Genomic DNA, 18,933 nt, shown 5'->3' on the forward strand with positions numbered 1-18,933 from the left:
CGGCGATATGCTATCGATGCGGGATGAGCGACGCGCCAAGATCGATGACCGTGCTGGCGGTGGAGGATGATCCCACCGTCCTGATGTTCCTGGAAGATGGGCTGGAGGACCAGGGCTTCACCGTCATCAGCGCCCGCAACAGCGGCGAGGCGCTGAACATGCTGGGCAGCGGCGCCTATGGGGTCGACGTGCTGGTCGCGGACATCCGGCTCGGCGAGGGCATCGATGGCTGGGAGATTGCGCGCTGCGCCCGCGAGATCGTGCCGCACCTGCCGATCGTCTACGTGACCGGCGACAGCTATGGCGAGTTCCAGGGTGAGGGCGTTCCCAACAGCCTGATTCTTCAAAAACCCTTCAGCCGAGTCGAGCTGTCCGACGCGATCCGCTCCTTGCTGTAGGGGTGGCCGCCGATCCCGACATCGTTCGGGCGCGACCGCATGCGCGATCCGGGTGCTGACGAGCCACTGTGACGCGGATCGATCAGGAATGTCGGCGCTGGATTAGGAAAAGCCGCCGGCTGCACGTTCCCGCGCAGCCGGCGAAGTTCAGGAGAGCGTCGCCCGACCGGCTGAAACGAGCGGGGAAGCCGGGCGCCCAGGGGAGAGCGCCCATCGGCAGGGCTGCACCGCACCCTGATCTCGATCAAGTGAATAGGGCGTCATGTCGCCGCCGGAGGGTCCGACGGCACGATGACGTCGAGACAGCGCGGGCGCAAAGTGCCATTGACCGGGCACGCCGCCGTCGCCGCGGCGGTCAATCTCCGACGAACGCGACCCCGCGGATCCGCACATTCGTCGTCATCGGCGAAAGACGGCCGTCGGCACCGACCGGCAGCACGGCCACCCCGCCGGACCGCTGGTTGGCCACGAGCATCTCTCCCCTACTCTCCATCAGCTTGAAGAATCGGGGCCAGTGGCCGCCCGACGGGACATGCTGCAGCATCCGCGGCATGCCCCGAGCGCCAAGCTCGAAGACGGCGATGCTGTCGTGGCCGCGGTTGGACACGTAGAGGCGCGTGCCCGCCGCATTGATGGCGATATGGGCGGCGAAGGACGTGCCGTGGAAGCCGGCAGGCAAGCTCGACACCGCGCCGAGCCGAACGAACGTGCCGTCAGAACCGGCGCGCAGCACGGTGACGGTGTTGGCAAGTTCGGCGACGAGATAGGCGATCGGCAGCCCAGGGTGGCGCAGCAGATGCCGCGGCCCCGAACCCGACTCTGCCCGGTAAGCGATCCGGGTGTCCGCGATCCGGCCGGTGGCCCGGTCGATATGGTGAGCGAATATCGCATCGGCACCGAGATCGACGGCGTGCAAAATGGCGTTCCCGGCCGCGAAGCCGACCCAATGGGCGTGCGGCGCAGCCTGGCGTTCGCGATTGGGGCCATGCCCGTGGTGCTCGATCAACTGAGCCCCGGCGTGCGGGAGCCCGGTGGCCTCGTTCAAGGTCCAGAGTATGACGCTGCCGGAGGAATAATTCGCGGCCGCAAGCATCTTTCCGTCGGACGACAAAGCGAGGTGGCAGGGGTCCGCGCCCAATGTCGGAGAGGCGGCGATCAACCGGAACGACGCATCATAGATGCCCAACCCGCCCGTCTGCTGCTCGTCGACCAGATACCGCAGCCCCGTCCGTGGCGACGTCACCCCGAAGGAGGCGTTGCGCACCGTCCTATGCACCTTTCCCGCGCTCCAGCGGCTTCCGCCGCTGTCCAACGATACCAGCCCGGGACCGCCCTCCTTGGCATAGGTCCCAGCGATCAAGGTCGCGGGAGACGCGGCGAGACCGCGGGCCGGCAGCGATCCTGCGGCGAGCATGCCGCCGACGATGGCGCGGCGGGTGGGAGGGAGAAAAGATGTGTCCGGCATACGCTGCTTGAAGCCCGGCTATGCCCGTAGGTCAACGCTGGCGCCGATCGGCGGCACCGGCTTCCTGATCGGCGCGGACCGCCGCCTCGTCTCGATCGTTGGACGGGACCAGACAAGGAGAGTGCGATGTCGGACGACAAAAGCAAACAAGGTCAGCAGGATCGCAGCCGCGTGGCGGGCGACGAACGGTATGAGGTGGAATATTTCGCCTCGCGGCACGGCCTTACCCAGGCCCAAGCGCGTGACCTCATTGACCGGATCGGCAACAATCGCGCGGACCTGGACGCCGCCGCCGAGAAGCTGAACGCGGATCGCGACGCAGGCTGAGGCCAGGACGCCCCGCAACGCCCCGGACAGGCCGATCCAGGGCGATGAGGAAAGGTGCGTTGCGGGAATGGTGCCGCTTACAGGAGGCTACCCTACACATCCGCGAAACACAGTTTTCTGCCATTCTTTTGCGCGTGAAAGACGATCTTTGTGCCTGGCCCTTGTACCCTCGCGCCAACGGTGAGATCAAGGTTGTCTTGGATTTACAATCCGAAGGACGGGACATGGGCCCCTGGCCTCCGTCAGGATCGGAGGGCGGCATCCCTGAGTTTAGAGTAGCGCAACGCCTCACCGGTTGAGGTAGGAGCCGTGGGTCTCTGCAAAGACGATCGATACTGGGTCAGGCAGCCTGGATATTATCGGAAGATCAGAGGGCTATGGAGAGCTGCGGCTTCCATGACGGTCGGGCCCGCTGTGGAACCGCGCGACAAAAACCGCCAACCAGAATTTAGCTCGCCGTCGCGACCAAGGGCTCCCGTCAGGCGATCAAGGGGTTCCGCCCCCCCCTTCCTCACCCAACTCTCGGAGCTAAAAATTTGACAAAACCTTCAGCTTTAAGAGCGCATCGAGGATAGGGATGGGAACTGGGAGGGCGAATTTGCGCTAACGCCCATTTGGGGACATCGGGCGATTAGGGCATTTTAAGTTCGCGATAGAAGGGCAACGAAGAGGATGACGCCAGCCGGATATAGGGATTGCCCTTCTGTTCGCCGCGCAACGTGGGCGCGAACCTTGGTGCTACGGCAGGGAGATACAGGTGACAGTTGAGAATGCTCGCTTGTTCGTAAAACAGAAGGTGCTCGACCCCGCCTTGAGCAGCCTCACCCTGCCTGAGCGCACCAAAGCAACCATACGCAATACCAGCTCGTGGCTACCTCGCTTTGAACGGATCGGCGACCTCATCGCTTACATAGGCCGCTTCAAAGGGGTGGCGGAGACTGATGTTTATAAGGAATTGAAAGCGGCCGGACTTCTAACCTTTGAGGACATACATGACGAGTTCATGGAAACCTTCGGCAAGTTCGCGTCAGAGCGAACGCGCTTGGACGACTTTGTTGTAGGAGAAACTTATACGGGAAGCGAACTCGTGATTTTTGCTGAAGTTTACGACAACAGAAGTGGAGGCATTCTGCTGATCGGGCCATCTGCCAAGCCACAGGCGGTTTTGGTGAAGGCAACTCTTTCCGGCGGTAAATACCCTAACACGTGGCTGTCGGAGCCGGAGCGGCTAAAATATTACCTGAAGTCTCGCAAAGCGGTCTTCAGTGAGAAGTATGTTGAAAACGCCGCCATCATCAACAATCCCCAACTGCCAATTTACGTATTCTACCGCAACGATGATACCCAGCCATTTACTTTCTCTGGTCGATTCAAAAACGAAGCGATCCACAGGGAAGCGGACGGATCCAAGTGGTTCGAGTTGGTGCGCTTTACCGCCATAGCTCCGGGGCATCGAGTGGACGAAGAAGTGCTTCGCCGTGACTTTCAGAAGAGTGTGCAAGCCGCTGAGCAAATCTCCAGAGAGCAGAGGCTGGCACGGATAAACTCTTCTCCGAAATATCCAACTAAGGTGGTTACATCGTCTACTGCTTACATCCGCAATCCCGACGTTGTCGCGGAGGTTCTTTTCCGTAGTAACGGCATTTGCGAGGATTGTGGCTCGACGGCACCTTTCATCCGTAACGCCGATGGAACTCCTTACCTGGAGGTACATCATAAGCAGCATCTATCAGAAGGCGGGGAAGATACAGTGGAGAATGCGATCGCTATCTGCCCTAACTGCCATAGGCGTGAGCATTTCGGCCCAAGAAGCTGGCGCTGATTTGATTTGAACGATACATTGGGGTAGTCAGCGATATTTGAATCCGCTTAACAGTGGCCTCGCACTCATTAACTTTGGACGTCCATTTACATCCCCGAGTCAGCGTGGAATCGCCAAGAAAGCCTCGATAATATCGAGCGCTGGTCCGAAGCCCGCAAAATCGTCAGCCGATCCATTCGCGACAAGCCAGTCACAGAGGTCGGTTTTTCGGATCGACCGGGTTATGATCGACTCACCACCCGGCTTTAATGTCTCTTTGTCTTGATAAAACTCGGGCCTAAACACATTTTCGGGCAACAGATTTTCGACACCTGCTTTGACACGCGTGTTATCGGATCGCGTAGGCATTCTGCGAACATGTACGCGCTCGAAGTCGGCATCCGGTGCGGTCGTGTCATTATCATAAAATAATAGCACTTTGTTCATCGATAAGGTCGGATTTGCCTTCAAAACTGACAAGGTGTGCTTCAGCGCATCTTTTCCAGTATGGAAACCTTGACCATTCTCATCTTTACTCCCTATCCATTCAATATCGCAGGCGGCAAGGAGCTCTGATCTGCCCAGAACGGTCGCCGCCCTTCGCAGATACGGCGCATCTGTTTCGCCTTCTACGAAGACGATAGGCTTCGAGAGTGACTTGATTTCGCTCACGACACGCTCGGTGAAAGAGTGTGAGGCCGCCATGACCTCCAAAGCCCTTCCAAATTCGGTGTAAGTCTCTGCGCCGACTGGGGTACCATTTGGCATGTCGATTACTTGAATGCCTTCTGGGCCAAATTCACTCTCCATCCCTAAAACAAATACAGGAGAATGACTTGTCATTATAAATTGTATGTTTGGAAATAGCTTAATGATCGAGGGAAGGACCCGATATTGAAGATCTATGTGAATGTGCGCATCTATTTCGTCTATTACACAAATACCTTTGATTGCGCTTAGGTTGATGTCTGAACCGGTCTGGAGCTGGTCTCCGTAGCGAATTATCGACCCGAACATCCCAAGAAGGATAGCCTGACCAGTTGAAAGGGCGTCCAAATTTGGAAATGCAAGTTCGTTGTTACGCGCGATGGCAACTTTGTCAGCAGACTTACGGCCGAGCCAAGCAAATCTCAACGCCTGGTCATCCATGATAGCGCGAAGTAGCTTATTGCAGACCTCTACAACGTTTGCTGCCTGCATAGCGCTTACAGGGTCTCCTACAAACTGCCAGACAGTTCCCTGATCCGTATGCACCGATTTAATTTCAGTGCGGCAGTCTGAAAGAACACTTATTAGCCATTGCTTAAAGCGATCTATTGCGTGCTCGACATAGATCGGATTTCGCAATTTCTTCGAAATATTCGGAAAAACCTCGAACTCCGTCTCCGGCACCGCTTCGCGATTGAGCCAGTAAGGGGTCTCAGACCTGCTTGATGGAAAGTAAGCAAACACATTTTGCTCGAACAGTATCCGTGAACGGTCATCTTCGACGGCAAATTCCTTGAAGGAACCGTCCGTTGGCCAATTTAGCTGACCGGAGAACTCAGTAGGAGTTCGCAAAGCAGCTACTGTTGGATCGACGGTTCCTGCTTTTTCTTTGTAGAAGCGACTTGTGCCCGCATCGTCGAACCGAAGCAGGCTAAATCCTCCGCCGGTTCCGACTGTCAAAGTCCTTCCGCCGACGATCCGGAACCAAGAACGGCCAAACCCCTTCGCAGGAAGCACGTTATCGTGGTGCGAAGCGGCTGCTTCGAAAAGTGCGTCAACAATCAACGACAGCAGATTAGTTTTGCCACTCCCATTAGCTCCAACAAGGACCAAGGGCTTCGGCGCCCCGGAGCTGGTGAATGCGAGATTGAGGTTAAGCCACCTGAGCGGCCCGCTGTTCTCAACCACTGCCTGCTTCAGGTACATACGGCCAAGTCACCCGTTCAACAGGAATGCGGGTCGAAGAAATTCGGCCCGTGCGCAGGCTTAATCGGTCGAGCGGAGCGCGCAAGGTCCAAGCGCACCCCTATCGATGACCAACCGACGGGAGCCCAAGGGCTTAAATTTTTCACTCATTGGCCGAGAATGTGGCGACACCGGTGAGTATTCAAATCACAATCCCACCCGTATCAAGTGCGTGGACTTTTTAAGCTGACATACGGTTGGCTACTGGCCGGCGCTTCAAGGCGGACGGGTTTCCCTCCCGCCATAGCGGACATTCGGCGCCGGATGGGACCCGGAGGGACCCGAGGAAATAATTGGGTGGGGGATCAGTCAGGACTGGATGGGACTTGAGGGGCCGGCGAGAGCCCAGATGGGACCCAAAACTCCAGGGAAGCCGCGGGTTTGATGGGGGTCGGACTGGCCGTAGAGCCGCGCGAGCGAAGCCGCCGATTTCAAGCCGAGATTGCCGCCGCGGCCACGGGCTCCCGCCGCCGAGCCGGGAGGGACCCGGCCAGCTATTCCCCCTCTCATCCGTCCCCCACCAGGGCTGAAACCCGCAGGAAACCGTGGTTCGTCACTGGATGCGGAAGCCAGTGCTCCCCACGAGGGGTACGATGGGCCGGGGGGATTGCGCCCTTTCGCTCGGTCCTGCCCTCGTCGGCGGCGGACATTAGGCCCAGTGTGGCAATGCCGGATGACCACATATGTAGTCGACGCGGGACGACGGACCTAACTCCTGCCGCCCCCCGCCGGCCTTGTCGTTCCTGCGCGGCGACGTCGCGGCCGAGCAAATCCACCGTCCTCGATAAGGAGATGACCGAAGGCTTCGTCCAGCTGGGCGACGATCCCACCCCTCGTGCGCCGCCGCCACTCGCTTAACCCGAAACGGCGAACGCTTGGCGACTCGCCGGGCCTCGGATATGTGCGGAACGCAGGAACGGACCGTGATCGCATTTGCGCTGCGCGGAGGACCGTTCGATGAAGCTCACGGACCTGATCTATAACCTCGTGGTCGCCTTCAGGCCCGACAAGCGTCCCTGGGTGGCCATGCTGGCGCTCACGCTGCTCCTCGTGGCCTTTGTGACAATCGTCGTATCATTGGCCCTGGTCGGCCGCCAAGGCGCCGCTGCGCTTCATGCCCTTGTCATGCTTTGAGGACGACCTCGCCGTCCCCTCACCGGCTCACGCGGTGCCTGATCGTCCCCTCAAGACCCAGCGCACGACCACGTAGGCGATGCCTCCGAGGACCCATGCGATCACCGCGACAACCGCACTGCCCAGGAAGGACATGCCCAGCGTCGAAAGGGCTGACGGCTCACTGTCTAAGTAGTCGGAGGAGTCCTGACTACACTTCGCCTTGTTCTTAGAGTAATCAGCCGGGGGATACTGATCCTGGAGGCGCGAGAAGCCATCGTAGCACATTGAATACAGGCGGCCGGCGAACTCAACTCTTTGGTTCATCGTCATCATGTGGATCGTCAACGTCGCGCCGATCAGCCACAAGCCGGTGACCACGATCGCCAATCGCATCCAGACGTTCAACCTGACCCGCATCCAAGCCTCCCCACCACTGACTACGCATGTAATCGCACGAGGGCGACAGTCATGCCCTCCCTACTTGCCCGCATCATCTGTCTTCTTCCCCGGCCCCAGCTCGGCCTTGAGCCCGAACCCGCCGCCCCGCTGGAACCCCAAGGACACGCCGGGCGCGATCTGTACTCGAAGGGGACGAGACAACGGTCCGGGCGTCTCCGGAGGCGGCGGCAAAGGTCGAAGCCGGTACTGCTCGTTATCACGCTTGCCGCACACAACGATATCTTCGCCACTGGCGTCTGCGGCACAGCTTGGCTCTCGGCGCACCCGAAGGTCGATCTTCTCGCCCGGCTCGGCGGCCACGATCACCTGCGGGACTGCGATCACCGCTCAATAATCCAGGCCACGGCGCTGCATCTCGTCGGCCGCGGCATCCATGCCGGCCTCGTCGTAGGCCTCGCTGGCGGCCTCGTAGGCCTCGACGACCTCACGGTCGCTCATGGCCCGTAGTGCGGCCACACGGGCCTCGCTGGGCGTCTCGGGGGCCATCAGTCGTCGACCCGCATCCAGTAGGGCGTCTCGCCTTCCTTCAGGGCCTTCGTGGGCTCGGCGATCACCACGATCCCCGCCGGGTCGTAGGCATAGTAGAGGACGCCTTGCGGGTCCTTCACGACCAGGAACTCGACCCAACGCTGGGCATCTTCGACCAGGATTGGCACCTTTGCACCTGGGAGCTGCACGCGGACCAGCCGACCAGCGTCGATCTCGACCCGTAGGAGGCCGGCGATCATGTCCGCCCAGTGGTGACCACGATCAAGCTGGTCCGATGGCTGCGATGTTTGTGCCATACACCTTACTACTCGCAGTGACGGTGCCAGGAAGACCGCAAATCACAAGCCTCGAAAGGTCTAACTTTCGAAGGAGGACAAACGGCCATCGAGGAACCACCTCAAAAGCTACTTGACCGATAATATGAGGCGCCTCATAAGCCGCGCCGATCTTTTGATCCGCCGGAGACCCTTGTGACCCGCATCGCCTACTATCGCGTTTCCGCAGGCGACCAATCGGTCGATGCGCAACGGCAGGCTTTAGGCGGAGGCTTTGACCGGGAGTTCGAGGACGTAGGCGTAAGCGGCGCCGTGAAGGCGGAAGACCGACCTGGTTTTGCGAAGCTTCTCCAGTATGCCCGCGAGGGAGACACGTTGCACCTATACGCCATTGACCGGCTGGGCCGGGACGCCCTGGACGTTCAGGCCATGGTTCGTCGGCTGCTGGACATGGGAGTGACGCTTGACGTGCGGGGTCTGGGGCCGATCGGCCGTGGGGTGGGCGAACTCATCGTCGCCGTACTGGCTCAGATGGCCGACATGGAGCGGCAGCGGATCCGCGAGCGCTGCGACAGCGGCCGACAGGCGGCTCGCGCGGCACTTGCTGCCACGGGGATGACGCACAGGGGCAAGTTCAGCTTGGGGCGACCTATGGCTGCTAATGCCGCTGAGGTAGTCGCGTGGCGCCGTGAGAACTCCGCAACGATCCGCCAAACCATGGAGCATTTCGGCATCTCTAAGGCGACAGTATCGCGCTACTGCGGTGGCTGAACGGATGAACGAACATCCTGGTCTTACCCTGGAGGACCGTAAGGCTGCCGGGATGCTCAACTTGCGCAGCGAGCCCAAGTCAGAGCAGGCACGCCGTCTTGTGGAGGGGGTCATGAAGGACGTGATCCTGACCTCCTGGCCGTCCGACAAGCAGAAGCGGCCAGCAAGTGTCGCGAAGCATCGCGTTGCTCTCGGGGCGCTCTTTGCAGGCTTACTGCGCCTTGAGGCGAAAGATAGAGCAGCTGGACACGGCATGGCCCCTCGCGACTTCCCTGGTGCGCAGCTTGGGTTTGGACGGGATATATTCCTCCAGCAAACGGAAGCTTTGATAGCCGCAGGACTGCTCGCCCATACGCCAGGATGGCAGCGGCTCCACAACTTCACGAATTACACAACCGGAGCCGCCGAGACGCAGTCTGGGGGCGGCATGAGAGCCCGCTTTAGATTGACCGCGATCGGCCTTGATCGTGTCGCTCGGGCAGGCGTCGAGCTTCAAGCCTGGGCAGACCACTGGGCGCCCCGTCGTGCCGAGGTAGGGCTTGCTCCGTCCTCCTTGGCGCTGATTGAGCTGCGCGGCAAAAAGCCGGAGAGCGGAGGCAAGGGGAGGAAATTGCGGATCGACTTTAGCGACCCGCGTGTGGCTGGGTGGCTCGCGGATCTTAGGGCCCATAATGACTTCGTCATCAGCGCGGGAATTGAAGGCATCGCGTTCGTCGGCCTTCGTCGGCTGTTTTCAGACGGAGACGTTTCCGGTTTTGATTGGCAGCGGCACGGACGGTTTTACTCTCTGCCAAGCGGAGAAGCCTACGAACAGCTTAGCGGCGAAGAGCGCTTGCGGCGGATCACTCTGGGCACGGAATGCGTCGGCGAGGCGGATCTGAGGTCGTCGCAGCTCGTACTGCTCTATGCGCTTCTGCGAGAGCCGTTCGACGGCACGACTGATCCTTACGCGATCGGCGATCTCGACCGAGAGTTGGTGAAGGCGTGGGTAGCGCAGGCGCTCGGCCGCGGAGACGTCAAAGCCGGACGCTGGTCCGGGCCCGCGAGGCAATACTTTGAGGGGAAACACCCTGGTGCGAGCATATTCAAAGCGCACCAGATCACCGTCTATCGACAACAGGTCCTCGCCAGACACTCGGTGCTCCATAGACTTGGGGGACCAGGCGTTCCAACGATCCTGGAGCTTCAATTCCACGAAAGCGAGATCCTGCGGGCGGCGATGGCTTCGCTCCGCCTCAGCGGCATCCCGAGCCTGCCGGTCCACGACAGTCTCTTGGTTCCCCTTTCGCGACTTAAGGACGCCGCTTCTGCGATGACCAATGCCTTCGCGACCTATGTGGAGCAGCTGATAGGGCATCCCTGCAAAGTCGGCCCCGTGGTAAGACTTAAGCGTTCGGCATAGACTGATGCAGAATTGTTTCCTTCAATCCTCAACCCAATGACCTCCGCGGGCCTGCTTTATCCTGAGGGAGCCCTTAGGCATACTGGTACAATAAGTCCGCCTACCAAACGGCCTGCAGTGCCGACGCCATTCCAAAATAATCGGGCAATCTTCAGGGGCAGAATGAAGCTCGCCGGGAAGCCACTGCCCCCATGCCCCGCGGATTTTCGTCAATTGCCAGCCGTTTGCGCAAGGCGGATCGGCGCCACCCGGGATATTGCTCGTGTGGCGGTCGCACCTCACAGCAGGAGCGTGGCGACCCGAATATGGGATGAAGGTCCCGAGTAGCCGCGACGATGTCTGCATACTCCTGACTGCTGGCTCGGCCGGTGTGGAGCTGCCGGCACTCCTTGCCCAGACTTACTCGCAGCTCCGTCGCATCAATCTACGCTGTGACCTCAAATCGGGGAAATCTCTCGATCGCAGCTGCCTTGGCCTTGATTGAAGGTGCACCATAACCCCGCCCCGCGGTCGCAGGAGCGTGCCCTTGTATCGCGTCGGCCATTCTCTCTTCGATCTGTGCATCGTGCGAGATCGTCTTGAAGAGGTGCCGCCAAGCGTGGTTCGGCTGCAGGTCGGGATCGTTGACCCCAACTTCCTCTCGCACCCATTTGGCCAAGCGCTCTCCAACCTTCTTCACGTGCCGATTACCGTCAGCCAAAACGCGTTGACGAGCATGATCGATAAAGAGTGGCCCGGCCCCCGCGGCACCGACCTCATCCAGGAACCCCTGATCTATGAGGTGGGAGTGCACGGGCACCATGCGGGCTTCCTTGGTCTTCACCTGTCCAGCCTCTGGGGTGATGCGGAGGCACCAAACGCCCTCCTCCTCGAAGACATCCGCACCCCGGAGCTGCGCAATTTCACCTACCCGAGCTCCAGTGTACGCGCAGAGCCACGGCACCCACCGGCGAGCCCTGGCGTGCTCAAGAGACATCCGAGCAGGTGGTGGAAGTAGGGCCGCCCGGAGGATCGCAACGGCCTCGTGCGGCTTGAAGGATGCCTCGCGCAGCTTGACGCGCTTGGGCTGTTTCACCTTGACCGCAATCGCGACATTCTCGGCGAGGCGCCCCTCGTCCACCGCAAAGTTCAGAGTGGACCGGACAGGACCAATGTATTTGTCGCGAACGGTTACGGGCCGGCGCAAGCCGCCTCGCTTGGTGGGCTCGGACAGCAACTTGTCTCGCCAGCGGCGAAGGTCTTCGGACGTAAGACGCGCCGCGTCGTCATGACCAAGAAACTCAATGAGCTTCTCGATGTACGACCGCCACTCGACCCGCACCCCCGCGGTCATTCCCTCATTCGCCGCAGCGTAAGCGTCGTACAGGGCCAGCAGGGGCTCTCGGGCCACAGACCCACCTCGGCGTGCGGATGCTCCCTCCTGAGGCTTGTAAACAGGCTGGGGAGGCGTCGGACGATTTTCGCCCCGAAGCCGATCTCGAAGCACGTCAGCAACTTCGATAGCTGCGTCATTCAAGCCGCGGCAAAGCCATTCTACACCGTCAAGGTCGTCAGGCGCCACAATGAGATCGTGCTGCTTGATTAAGCGTGCCGCCTCGGCGCTCCAGCGCTCCTTGATGGCATCGAGGTCACCCTCAGCCCGCCAACCCTTGAAGTCGCTCAGTTCCCAGTCGAGCCCCTCCTCGACCGCGGCGGTGTAGTACTCCCCTACGCTCCACCTGGCATCGTCGTCGTGAGCCAGCCACTGCTGTTTGAACACCTCCGTCAGGAACGCAATCATGGGCGCGTCCAAGCGGTCGTAATTGCCGTCACGTGCCCGCCGGGCCCGAGCGACTGCGGCGTCCCACTGTGCCGCGGCCTGTTCGTACCGGCTGAGGAAACCAGGAGCCTCAGGCTTTCCAAGCGAGACCTTAAGTTCCGTTAGACCCGCACCACTCGGACCAGCGATGAACGGGCGGAGCTCGGGAGGGTACTGTCTCCGGAAGCTGACGCGACCAGACGGATGACGCAAAATGTGTTGCACGAGCAACGCCATAGCAGTTCTCTTGTACCTTCTCCATGGACCTTCAGGCACCTTGGAATGGCAGAAAACCGTACTTCTTGTGTGAAATCAGCTCCTTGGGGGAGCTATGGTGCCGCTTACAGGACTCGAACCTGTGACCCCCGCATTACGAATGCGATGCTCTACCAGCTGAGCTAAAGCGGCAAGGCGGCCGGACGACCGCACTGGTGAGGCGGGCGCTTAGCAGGGGTGGCGGCCACTGACAAGCACGCAGATCGTCGCTTTCCACCCGTCGCGGCCTTTACGTCGCGTTTACCACGGAGCGTGCACACCGCCCGACGATCAGGGCGAAAGGCCCGATGTTCGAAGGGTCTGGGCATGGATACGGCGGGCGAATACGAGCACGAGGGGGCATATGCGGGCTCCGGCGCGCCGAGCGGGGCGAGCGCGGATCCGCTGGCCGACCTCGTCGTGCCGCCCGATGCCGAGATCGACGAGGGCGGCGTCGCCGATCCGATGTTCGACATCGGCGGCGACGAGCGGCGCATGCATGTGCGCGCCTACAACCATTGGGTGTCGCTGCTGAAGGGGCGCCCCTATCCGGCGATCGACGACCTCGACCCGGGCAACATCGCCGATTTCGGTCCGCACAGCGTGCTGCTCGATTTCTCCGACGGGCTCGACGATCCCAGCATCGCCTATCTCGGCCGGTCGCTGCGCGAGGAATGCGGGCTGGAGACCAGCATCACCCGCATCGCCGACGTGCCGGGTCGCTCCTTGTTGTCGCGGCTGACCGACCATTATCTGCAGATCATCGCCAATCGCGCGCCGATCGGCTTCGAGGCGGAATTCGTCGGCACGCGCGGCCGCACGACGCTGTATCGCGGCATCCTGATGCCCTTTTCGTCGGACGGCGACGCGATCGACTTCATCTATGGCGTGATCAACTGGAAGGAGATGGTCGACCAGGCGACCCAGGCGACGCTGGATGCGGAGCTCGACGCCGCGATCCGCGCCGCGCCGCGCCCGCCGGCGGAGGCGCCGGTCTGGGCCGACGGGCCGAGCCATGGGGTCGAGGCGGAGCCGGCGACCGCGCCGGCGCTTACCGCGACCGAAGAGCCCCTGCTCACCGGCACCTTGGGCGACCGGTTGATGATGGCGCGGGAAAGCGCCGCCGCCGTGCGCGCGGCCGATACGCGTGGCCGTGCCGCCCTGTACCGCGCCTTGAGTCGCGCCCATGATTTCGCTTTGGCCTGTCAGGCGGATCCCGAGGGGCTTGCCGCCCTGCTCGCCGCCAGCGGCTTGAAGCAGCAGCCGCGCGCGCCGCTGACGCCGCTGGTCAAGCTCGTCTTCGGCGCGGATTACGACAAGACGCGGCTCGCCGAATATGCCGCGGTGCTCGGCCATGCCCAGCGCGCCACGCTGCCCGCCGGCGGCTTGATGCCGCTGCTCGAGGCGACGGAGGGCGGGGTCAAGGCGCTGGTCGCGGCGGAGCGCGCTGCACGCCGCCCGGTCAAGACGCCCGACAGGTTCGATCGCGCCGCGGCGGAATTGCGCGCGCTGCCCGTGCTCGGCAAGCTGGCGATGGGCGCTGGCGGCGACGAATTCGTGCTGTTGCTCGCCCGCGCCGCGGGGGGCGATACGGTGGAGGTGATCAAGCGCGTCGACAACAAGACGCTGGTCGCTTCCGCGCTCAAAAAGGCGGCTGGCTGACGCGGTCGCCGCGTCATGCGGCCGTATTGAGGACTGCGAACCGCGCCTGCGCTGCCTAGGCGTAAGCAACGAAACGTCTTTTCGCGGTTAGTTCCTTCCAACACGAAGAAATTATTGCACTACGGCAAGTCTTGAGGTTGCGAAGCGAGGGGAGCATAGGCGCGGCCATGGCCGACCAAGACAAGAGCATGGCCGCGGCTCTGGCCGCCAGGCTGACCAAGGGCGCGCTGCCGGGAGAGTTGACGGGCTTCGGAGACGCCGAGCGCGCCGCCGCCGCCGCGTTCGTCGCGCAGACCGCCGCCACCCGCCCCGCGGGTTCCGCGGGTATCGCGCTGGAGCCGATCGCATCCGACGACACGCGCCGCCGCATGCGGCTTGCCATCGTCAACGACGATATGCCCTTCCTGGTCGATTCGATCGCCGCGGCGATCGGCGCGCAGGATCTCGACATCGACCGGATCATCCACCCCGTCGTCCGCGTCAGCCGCGACGGCGAGGGCCGGCTGACCGATATCGGCGGCGCGGGCCAGCCCGAATCGATGATCTACATCGAGATGGAACGTGCCGATGCGCGCGACCGGCGCGGCCTGGTCGATGATCTGGGCGCTGTGCTCGCCGACGTGCGCGCCGCGGTCGCCGACTGGCCCGCGCTGCAACGGGCGATGGCGCGCGACGAGGCGACGCTGCCGCAGGGCGAAGGCGCGCAGCTGCTGCAATGGTTCCTCGACGGCCATTTCACCCTGCTCGGCCATCAGATCTGGCGCCGCGACGGCAGCGCCGGCGAGGCGCTGGGCATCGTGCGCAACCCGCACGAGACGCCGGTGCTCGCCGAGGCGAGCCGCGCGCTGGCGATCGAGTGGTTCGAAAAGGGCAATGACGCGCCGCTGCTGCTCAAGTCCAGCCTGATCTCCACCGTCCATCGCGCCGTGCCGCTCGATCTGGTGCTGGTCCCGCTGGTCGAGGGCGGTGCGATCACCGGCCTGTCGATCCATGCCGGCCTGTGGACCAGCGCCGCTCTGTCCGCCGCGCCGCGCGACGTGCCGGTGCTGCGCGCCCGCCTGTCGGCGCTCAAGGCGAAGTTCGGCTTCGATCCCAAGGGCCATGCCGGCAAGGCGCTGACCCATGCGTTGACCGCGCTGCCGCACGATCTCGTCATCGCCTTCGACCCCGCCTCGCTGGAAGAGGTGGTGCTGACCGCGATGAGCCTCGCCGACCGGCCGCGGCCGGCGCTGGTGCTGGTCCGCTCCGCCTTGGGTCGCCACCTGTTCGCCTTCGCCTGGTTGCCGCGCGACGACCTGACCACCGCGCGGCGCGTCGCGATCGGCCAGATGCTCGCCGAAGCCTCCAACGGCGCGATCCTCAACTGGTCGATCAGCCTCGACGACGGCGTCGTCGCGCTGCTCCGCTACACGATCGACCTGCGCGGCGCGGGCCGCATGCCCGACACCGCGCCGCTCGCCGAACGGCTCGAGCGGATGGTGCGCGGCTGGGTGCCGGCGGTCGAGGCGGCGCTGGTCGCCGATGTCGGCGCGGCCCGCGCCGCACGCCTCGCGCTGCGCCACGCCAATGCCTTCCCGCAGGGCTATCGCAACAGCAACAGTGCCGAGGAAGCCGCCGCCGACATCGAGCGGCTCGCCGGGCTGGAAGCGGCCGGCAGCCGCGCGGTACGCCTGTCGAAGCGCGGCGACGCCACCAAGCTCAAGATCTACCGTCAGGGTGGCGCGCTGGCGCTGTCCGACGCGGTGCCGGTGCTGGAGAATTTCGGCTTCCGCGTGATCGAGGAGGTGCCGACCGCGCTGGGCGACGATGCGCATTCGTCGATCCACGAATTCCTGGTCGAGGCGAGCGGCCCGCTGTCCTGCGACGCGACGATGCTGGAAGGCGCGATCGCGGCAGTGCTGGAAGGCCGTGCGGAAAACGACGCGTTCAACCGGCTGATCGTCGACGTCGGGCTCAGCCCGCACGCGGTGGTGCTGCTGCGCGCCTGGTTCCGCTATCTGCGCCAGGCGGGCCTGACCTACGGTCTGACCACCGTCGTCGATGCGCTGCGTCGCGCGCCCAAGGTCGCCAATGCGCTGATCGCGCGCTTCGCCGCCGCGCATGACCCCGCCGGCAACGGCGATCCGCATGCCGCGGACGAGGCGATCGAGCGCGGCCTCGATGCCGTGTCGGCGATCGACGACGATCGCATCCTGCGCGCCTATCGGCATCTGATCGCGGCGACGCTGCGCACCAACGCCTTCGCGCCCGCGGCGCAGGAGGCGCTGGCGTTCAAGCTCGACAGCCATCTCATCCCCGGCCTGCCCGCGCCGGTGCCGTGGCGCGAGATCTGGGTCTATTCCCCGCGCGTCGAGGGCATCCACCTGCGCGCCGGTCCGGTCGCGCGTGGCGGCCTGCGCTGGTCCGACCGGCGCGACGACTTCCGCACCGAGATCCTCGGCCTGATGAAGGCGCAACGGGTCAAGAATGCGGTGATCGTGCCGACCGGCGCCAAGGGCGGCTTCTATCCCAAGCAGCTCCCCTCGCCCGCGGTCGATCGCGACGCCTGGCTGGCGGAGGGGACGGAAAGCTACCGGATCTTCATCCGCTCGCTGCTGTCGATCACCGACAATATCGTCGAAGGGCGCGTCGTCCATCCAGACGGCGTGCGCATCCTCGACGGCGAGGATCCCTATTTCGTCGTCGCCGCCGACAAGGGCACGGCAACGTTCAGCGACGTCGCCAATGCGCTGGCGCTGGAACGCGACTTCTGGTTGGGCGACGCCTTCGCCAGCGGCGGCAGCGTCGGTTACGACCACAAGGCGATGGGCATCACCGCCAAGGGCGCCTGGGTCTCCGTGCAGCGCCATTTCGCGGAACGCGGCGTCGACGTGCAGACCGACAGCATCCGCGTCGTCGGCTGCGGCGACATGTCGGGCGACGTGTTCGGCAACGGCATGCTGTTGTCCAAGGCGATCAAGCTGGTCGCCGCCTTCGACCACCGCCACATCTTCATCGATCCCGATCCCGATCCGGCGACGAGCTGGGACGAGCGCGCGCGCATGTTCGCGCTGCCACGGTCGAGCTGGGCGGATTACGACGCCACGCTGATCAGCAAGGGCGGCGGCGTCTGGGCGCGCAGCGAGAAGAGCATCAGGCTGTCCGACGCGGCGCGCGATGCGCTTGGCCTGACGCAGAGCGAGATGGACCCGGCCAGCCTGATCTCCGCGATCCTCAAGGCGCCGGCCGATCTGCTCTGGTTCGGCGGCATCGGCACCTATGTGAAGGCGGCGGCCGAGAATAACGCCGCGGTCGGCGATCCCGCCAACGACCGCCTGCGCGTCAATGCCGAGGATCTGCGCGTCATCGCGGTCGGCGAAGGCGCGAATCTGGGCGTCACCCAGGCGGCGCGCATCGCGTTCAGCCAGCGGGGCGGCCGGATCAACACCGACTTCATCGACAATTCGGCCGGCGTCGATTGTTCGGACAATGAGGTCAACATCAAGATCGCGCTCAACCGCGAGATGATCGAGGGCCGCCTCTCGTTCGAGGACCGCAACACGCTGCTCGCCAGCATGACCGACGACGTCGCGCATCTGGTGCTGGAGGACAATCGCCTGCAGACGCTGGCGCTGTCGATCGCGGAGGCGGACGGCGCCGCGGCGATCCCCTCCTATGTCCGCCTGATCGAGATCTTCGAGAATGCGGGCCGACTCGACCGTGCGGTCGAGGGTCTGGCGGGGAACGAGGATCTGTTGCGCCGCGGGCTGGAGGGCCAGGGACTGACCCGGCCGGAGCTCGCCGTGCTGCTCGCCACGGCGAAGCTGTCGCTGCAGGACGGCATCGAGCGCGCGCCGCTGGCACTCGCGCCCGAACTCGCGCCCGATCTGCACGCCGCCTTTCCGCCGGCGATGCGGCAGCGGTTCGCCAAGGCGATCGACGAGCATCGTCTGCGTGGCGAGATCGTCGCGACCAAGCTCGCCAATCGCATCGTCAACCGGCTGGGTGTCCTCTATCCCTTCGAGCTGGCCGAGGAGGAAGGCGCCAGCGTCGCCGACATCGCCGCGATGTTCGTCGTCGCGGAACGGCTGTTCGACCTCGACGGGCTGTGGGCGCAGATCGAGGCGGCGCCGATCGCCGAGAATGCGCGCATCGCCCTGTTCAACGAGGTGGCGGTGGCGACACGCTCGCATATCGCCGACCTGTTGCGTGCGGTGGCGCCGGGCACCCTGCCCGCCGCCGTGCTCGACCGGATCGGCAAGCGGGTCGGCCAGCTGGAGGCGCAGACATCGTCGCTGCTGCTCGAGGAAGCGAGCGCGCAGAGCGCGCGCATCGCCGCCGAGCTGGAGGCGGCAGGCGCGCCGGCGGAGCTGGCGCAGCGCGTCGTCCGCCTGTTCGAGCTCGACGGCGTCATCGGCCTCGCCGCGCTCGGCGAATGCCAGGGCATCGACGAGATCGAGCTGACCCGTGCCTTCACGCATCTGGGGCAGGCGCTCGGCCTCGACTGGGCGCAGGGTGTCGCGGCGCGGATCGTGTCGAGCGATCCGTGGGAGCGGTTGCTGCTCGCCGGTCTGGCGCGCGACTTCCAGCAGCTGCGGCTCGAGTTCCTGTCGCGCGCCGGCACCAGCCCGCGCGCGGCGGCGGACGACTGGCTGGCGCGCAATGCGGCGCGGGTCGGCCAGTTCAAGGCGGTGATCGACCGCGCCCGTCATGCGGCGCAGCCGAGCGCGGCGATGCTGGCGCAGATCGCGGGTCAGGCGCGGGTGCTGCTCGGTCGGTAGAC

The 18,933-nt window shown here is 63.6% G+C and carries 14 protein-coding genes and 1 tRNA gene; 8 read left to right on the forward strand and 7 right to left on the reverse strand.

Annotation, left to right across the window (positions count from 1 at the left end; genetic code table 11):
• Positions 1 to 44: 44 nt before the first annotated feature.
• A complete protein-coding gene (locus ACU5AX_RS08155) occupies positions 45 to 398 on the forward strand; it encodes a response regulator (protein WP_446690381.1) in 354 nt (117 codons plus the stop codon).
• 355 nt (positions 399 to 753) lie between these two features.
• On the opposite strand, the gene ACU5AX_RS08160 is transcribed toward ACU5AX_RS08155, so the two are convergent.
• The gene (locus ACU5AX_RS08160) at positions 754 to 1,812 is read right to left on the reverse strand and encodes a lactonase family protein (RefSeq protein ID WP_446690382.1); all 1,059 of its coding nucleotides are present in this window, start codon (positions 1,810 to 1,812) and stop codon (positions 754 to 756) included.
• A gap of 177 nt (positions 1,813 to 1,989) precedes the next feature.
• Here ACU5AX_RS08160 and ACU5AX_RS08165 point away from each other — a divergent pair, with 177 nt between their 5' ends.
• Together ACU5AX_RS08165 and ACU5AX_RS08170 are read left to right on the forward strand one after the other, a co-directional pair.
• Positions 1,990 to 2,190 carry a DUF3606 domain-containing protein gene (locus ACU5AX_RS08165; protein WP_446690383.1) on the forward strand — a complete coding sequence of 67 codons (201 nt, stop codon included), beginning with the start codon at positions 1,990 to 1,992 and terminating at the stop codon, positions 2,188 to 2,190.
• 757 nt (positions 2,191 to 2,947) lie between these two features.
• Positions 2,948 to 4,012 carry an HNH endonuclease gene (locus tag ACU5AX_RS08170; RefSeq protein WP_446690384.1) on the forward strand — a complete coding sequence of 355 codons (1,065 nt, stop codon included), beginning with the start codon at positions 2,948 to 2,950 and terminating at the stop codon, positions 4,010 to 4,012.
• A 99-nt stretch (positions 4,013 to 4,111) separates the two neighbouring features.
• On the opposite strand, the gene ACU5AX_RS08175 is transcribed toward ACU5AX_RS08170, so the two are convergent.
• Positions 4,112 to 5,905 (reverse strand): AAA family ATPase, encoded by a 1,794-nt coding sequence (locus ACU5AX_RS08175; protein WP_446690385.1) that lies wholly within the window; start codon positions 5,903 to 5,905, stop codon positions 4,112 to 4,114.
• A 996-nt stretch (positions 5,906 to 6,901) separates the two neighbouring features.
• On the opposite strand from ACU5AX_RS08175, the gene ACU5AX_RS08180 reads away from it, so the two are divergent.
• A complete protein-coding gene (locus ACU5AX_RS08180) occupies positions 6,902 to 7,078 on the forward strand; it encodes a hypothetical protein (RefSeq protein WP_446690386.1) in 177 nt (58 codons plus the stop codon).
• 27 nt (positions 7,079 to 7,105) lie between these two features.
• Here the strand turns inward: ACU5AX_RS08180 and ACU5AX_RS08185 are convergent, their stop codons facing one another.
• From ACU5AX_RS08185 to ACU5AX_RS08195, 3 genes are all read right to left on the reverse strand, one after another.
• Positions 7,106 to 7,477: a hypothetical protein gene (locus tag ACU5AX_RS08185; protein ID WP_446690387.1), complete on the reverse strand. Its 372-nt coding sequence runs from the start codon at positions 7,475 to 7,477 to the stop codon at positions 7,106 to 7,108.
• Positions 7,478 to 7,537: 60 nt separating this feature from the next.
• On the reverse strand, positions 7,538 to 7,843 hold the full coding sequence (locus ACU5AX_RS08190) for a hypothetical protein (RefSeq protein WP_446690388.1): 306 nt from the start codon (positions 7,841 to 7,843) through the stop codon (positions 7,538 to 7,540).
• Positions 7,844 to 8,004: 161 nt separating this feature from the next.
• A complete protein-coding gene (locus ACU5AX_RS08195; RefSeq protein WP_446690389.1) occupies positions 8,005 to 8,247 on the reverse strand; it encodes a hypothetical protein in 243 nt (80 codons plus the stop codon).
• A gap of 231 nt (positions 8,248 to 8,478) precedes the next feature.
• On the opposite strand from ACU5AX_RS08195, the gene ACU5AX_RS08200 reads away from it, so the two are divergent.
• Positions 8,479 to 9,054 (forward strand): recombinase family protein, encoded by a 576-nt coding sequence (locus ACU5AX_RS08200; protein ID WP_446690390.1) that lies wholly within the window; start codon positions 8,479 to 8,481, stop codon positions 9,052 to 9,054.
• Positions 9,055 to 9,166: 112 nt separating this feature from the next.
• Positions 9,167 to 10,456, forward strand: coding sequence for a hypothetical protein (locus ACU5AX_RS08205; protein WP_446690391.1), 1,290 nt, complete (start codon positions 9,167 to 9,169; stop codon positions 10,454 to 10,456).
• Positions 10,457 to 10,880: 424 nt separating this feature from the next.
• On the opposite strand, the gene ACU5AX_RS08210 is transcribed toward ACU5AX_RS08205, so the two are convergent.
• Positions 10,881 to 12,236, reverse strand: a complete 1,356-nt coding sequence (locus tag ACU5AX_RS08210; RefSeq protein WP_446690392.1) for a site-specific integrase — start codon at positions 12,234 to 12,236, stop codon at positions 10,881 to 10,883.
• 350 nt (positions 12,237 to 12,586) lie between these two features.
• Positions 12,587 to 12,662 (reverse strand) — tRNA-Thr (locus tag ACU5AX_RS08215).
• 174 nt (positions 12,663 to 12,836) lie between these two features.
• Between ACU5AX_RS08215 and ACU5AX_RS08220 the strand changes: the two genes are divergently transcribed.
• On the forward strand, positions 12,837 to 14,171 hold the full coding sequence (locus ACU5AX_RS08220) for a PAS domain-containing protein (RefSeq protein ID WP_446690393.1): 1,335 nt from the start codon (positions 12,837 to 12,839) through the stop codon (positions 14,169 to 14,171).
• Positions 14,172 to 14,338: 167 nt separating this feature from the next.
• Entirely contained in the window at positions 14,339 to 18,931 is a 4,593-nt protein-coding gene (locus ACU5AX_RS08225; RefSeq protein ID WP_446690394.1) for an NAD-glutamate dehydrogenase, read from the forward strand.
• Positions 18,932 to 18,933 lie beyond the last annotated feature (2 nt).

The organism is Sphingomonas benefaciens, assembly GCF_052907485.1.

Coding starts and splice junctions, on each gene's coding strand:
- ACU5AX_RS08160 (WP_446690382.1), bottom strand. CDS start 1,812: ATGCTCGCCGCAGGATCGCTGCCGGCCCGCGGTCTCGCCGCGTCTCCC.
- ACU5AX_RS08225 (WP_446690394.1), top strand. CDS start 14,339: ATGGCCGACCAAGACAAGAGCATGGCCGCGGCTCTGGCCGCCAGGCTG.
- ACU5AX_RS08155 (WP_446690381.1), top strand. CDS start 45: ATGACCGTGCTGGCGGTGGAGGATGATCCCACCGTCCTGATGTTCCTG.
- ACU5AX_RS08180 (WP_446690386.1), top strand. CDS start 6,902: ATGAAGCTCACGGACCTGATCTATAACCTCGTGGTCGCCTTCAGGCCC.
- ACU5AX_RS08165 (WP_446690383.1), top strand. CDS start 1,990: ATGTCGGACGACAAAAGCAAACAAGGTCAGCAGGATCGCAGCCGCGTG.
- ACU5AX_RS08205 (WP_446690391.1), top strand. CDS start 9,167: ATGAAGGACGTGATCCTGACCTCCTGGCCGTCCGACAAGCAGAAGCGG.
- ACU5AX_RS08195 (WP_446690389.1), bottom strand. CDS start 8,247: ATGATCGCCGGCCTCCTACGGGTCGAGATCGACGCTGGTCGGCTGGTC.
- ACU5AX_RS08210 (WP_446690392.1), bottom strand. CDS start 12,236: ATGATTGCGTTCCTGACGGAGGTGTTCAAACAGCAGTGGCTGGCTCAC.
- ACU5AX_RS08175 (WP_446690385.1), bottom strand. CDS start 5,905: ATGTACCTGAAGCAGGCAGTGGTTGAGAACAGCGGGCCGCTCAGGTGG.
- ACU5AX_RS08220 (WP_446690393.1), top strand. CDS start 12,837: ATGGATACGGCGGGCGAATACGAGCACGAGGGGGCATATGCGGGCTCC.
- ACU5AX_RS08185 (WP_446690387.1), bottom strand. CDS start 7,477: ATGCGGGTCAGGTTGAACGTCTGGATGCGATTGGCGATCGTGGTCACC.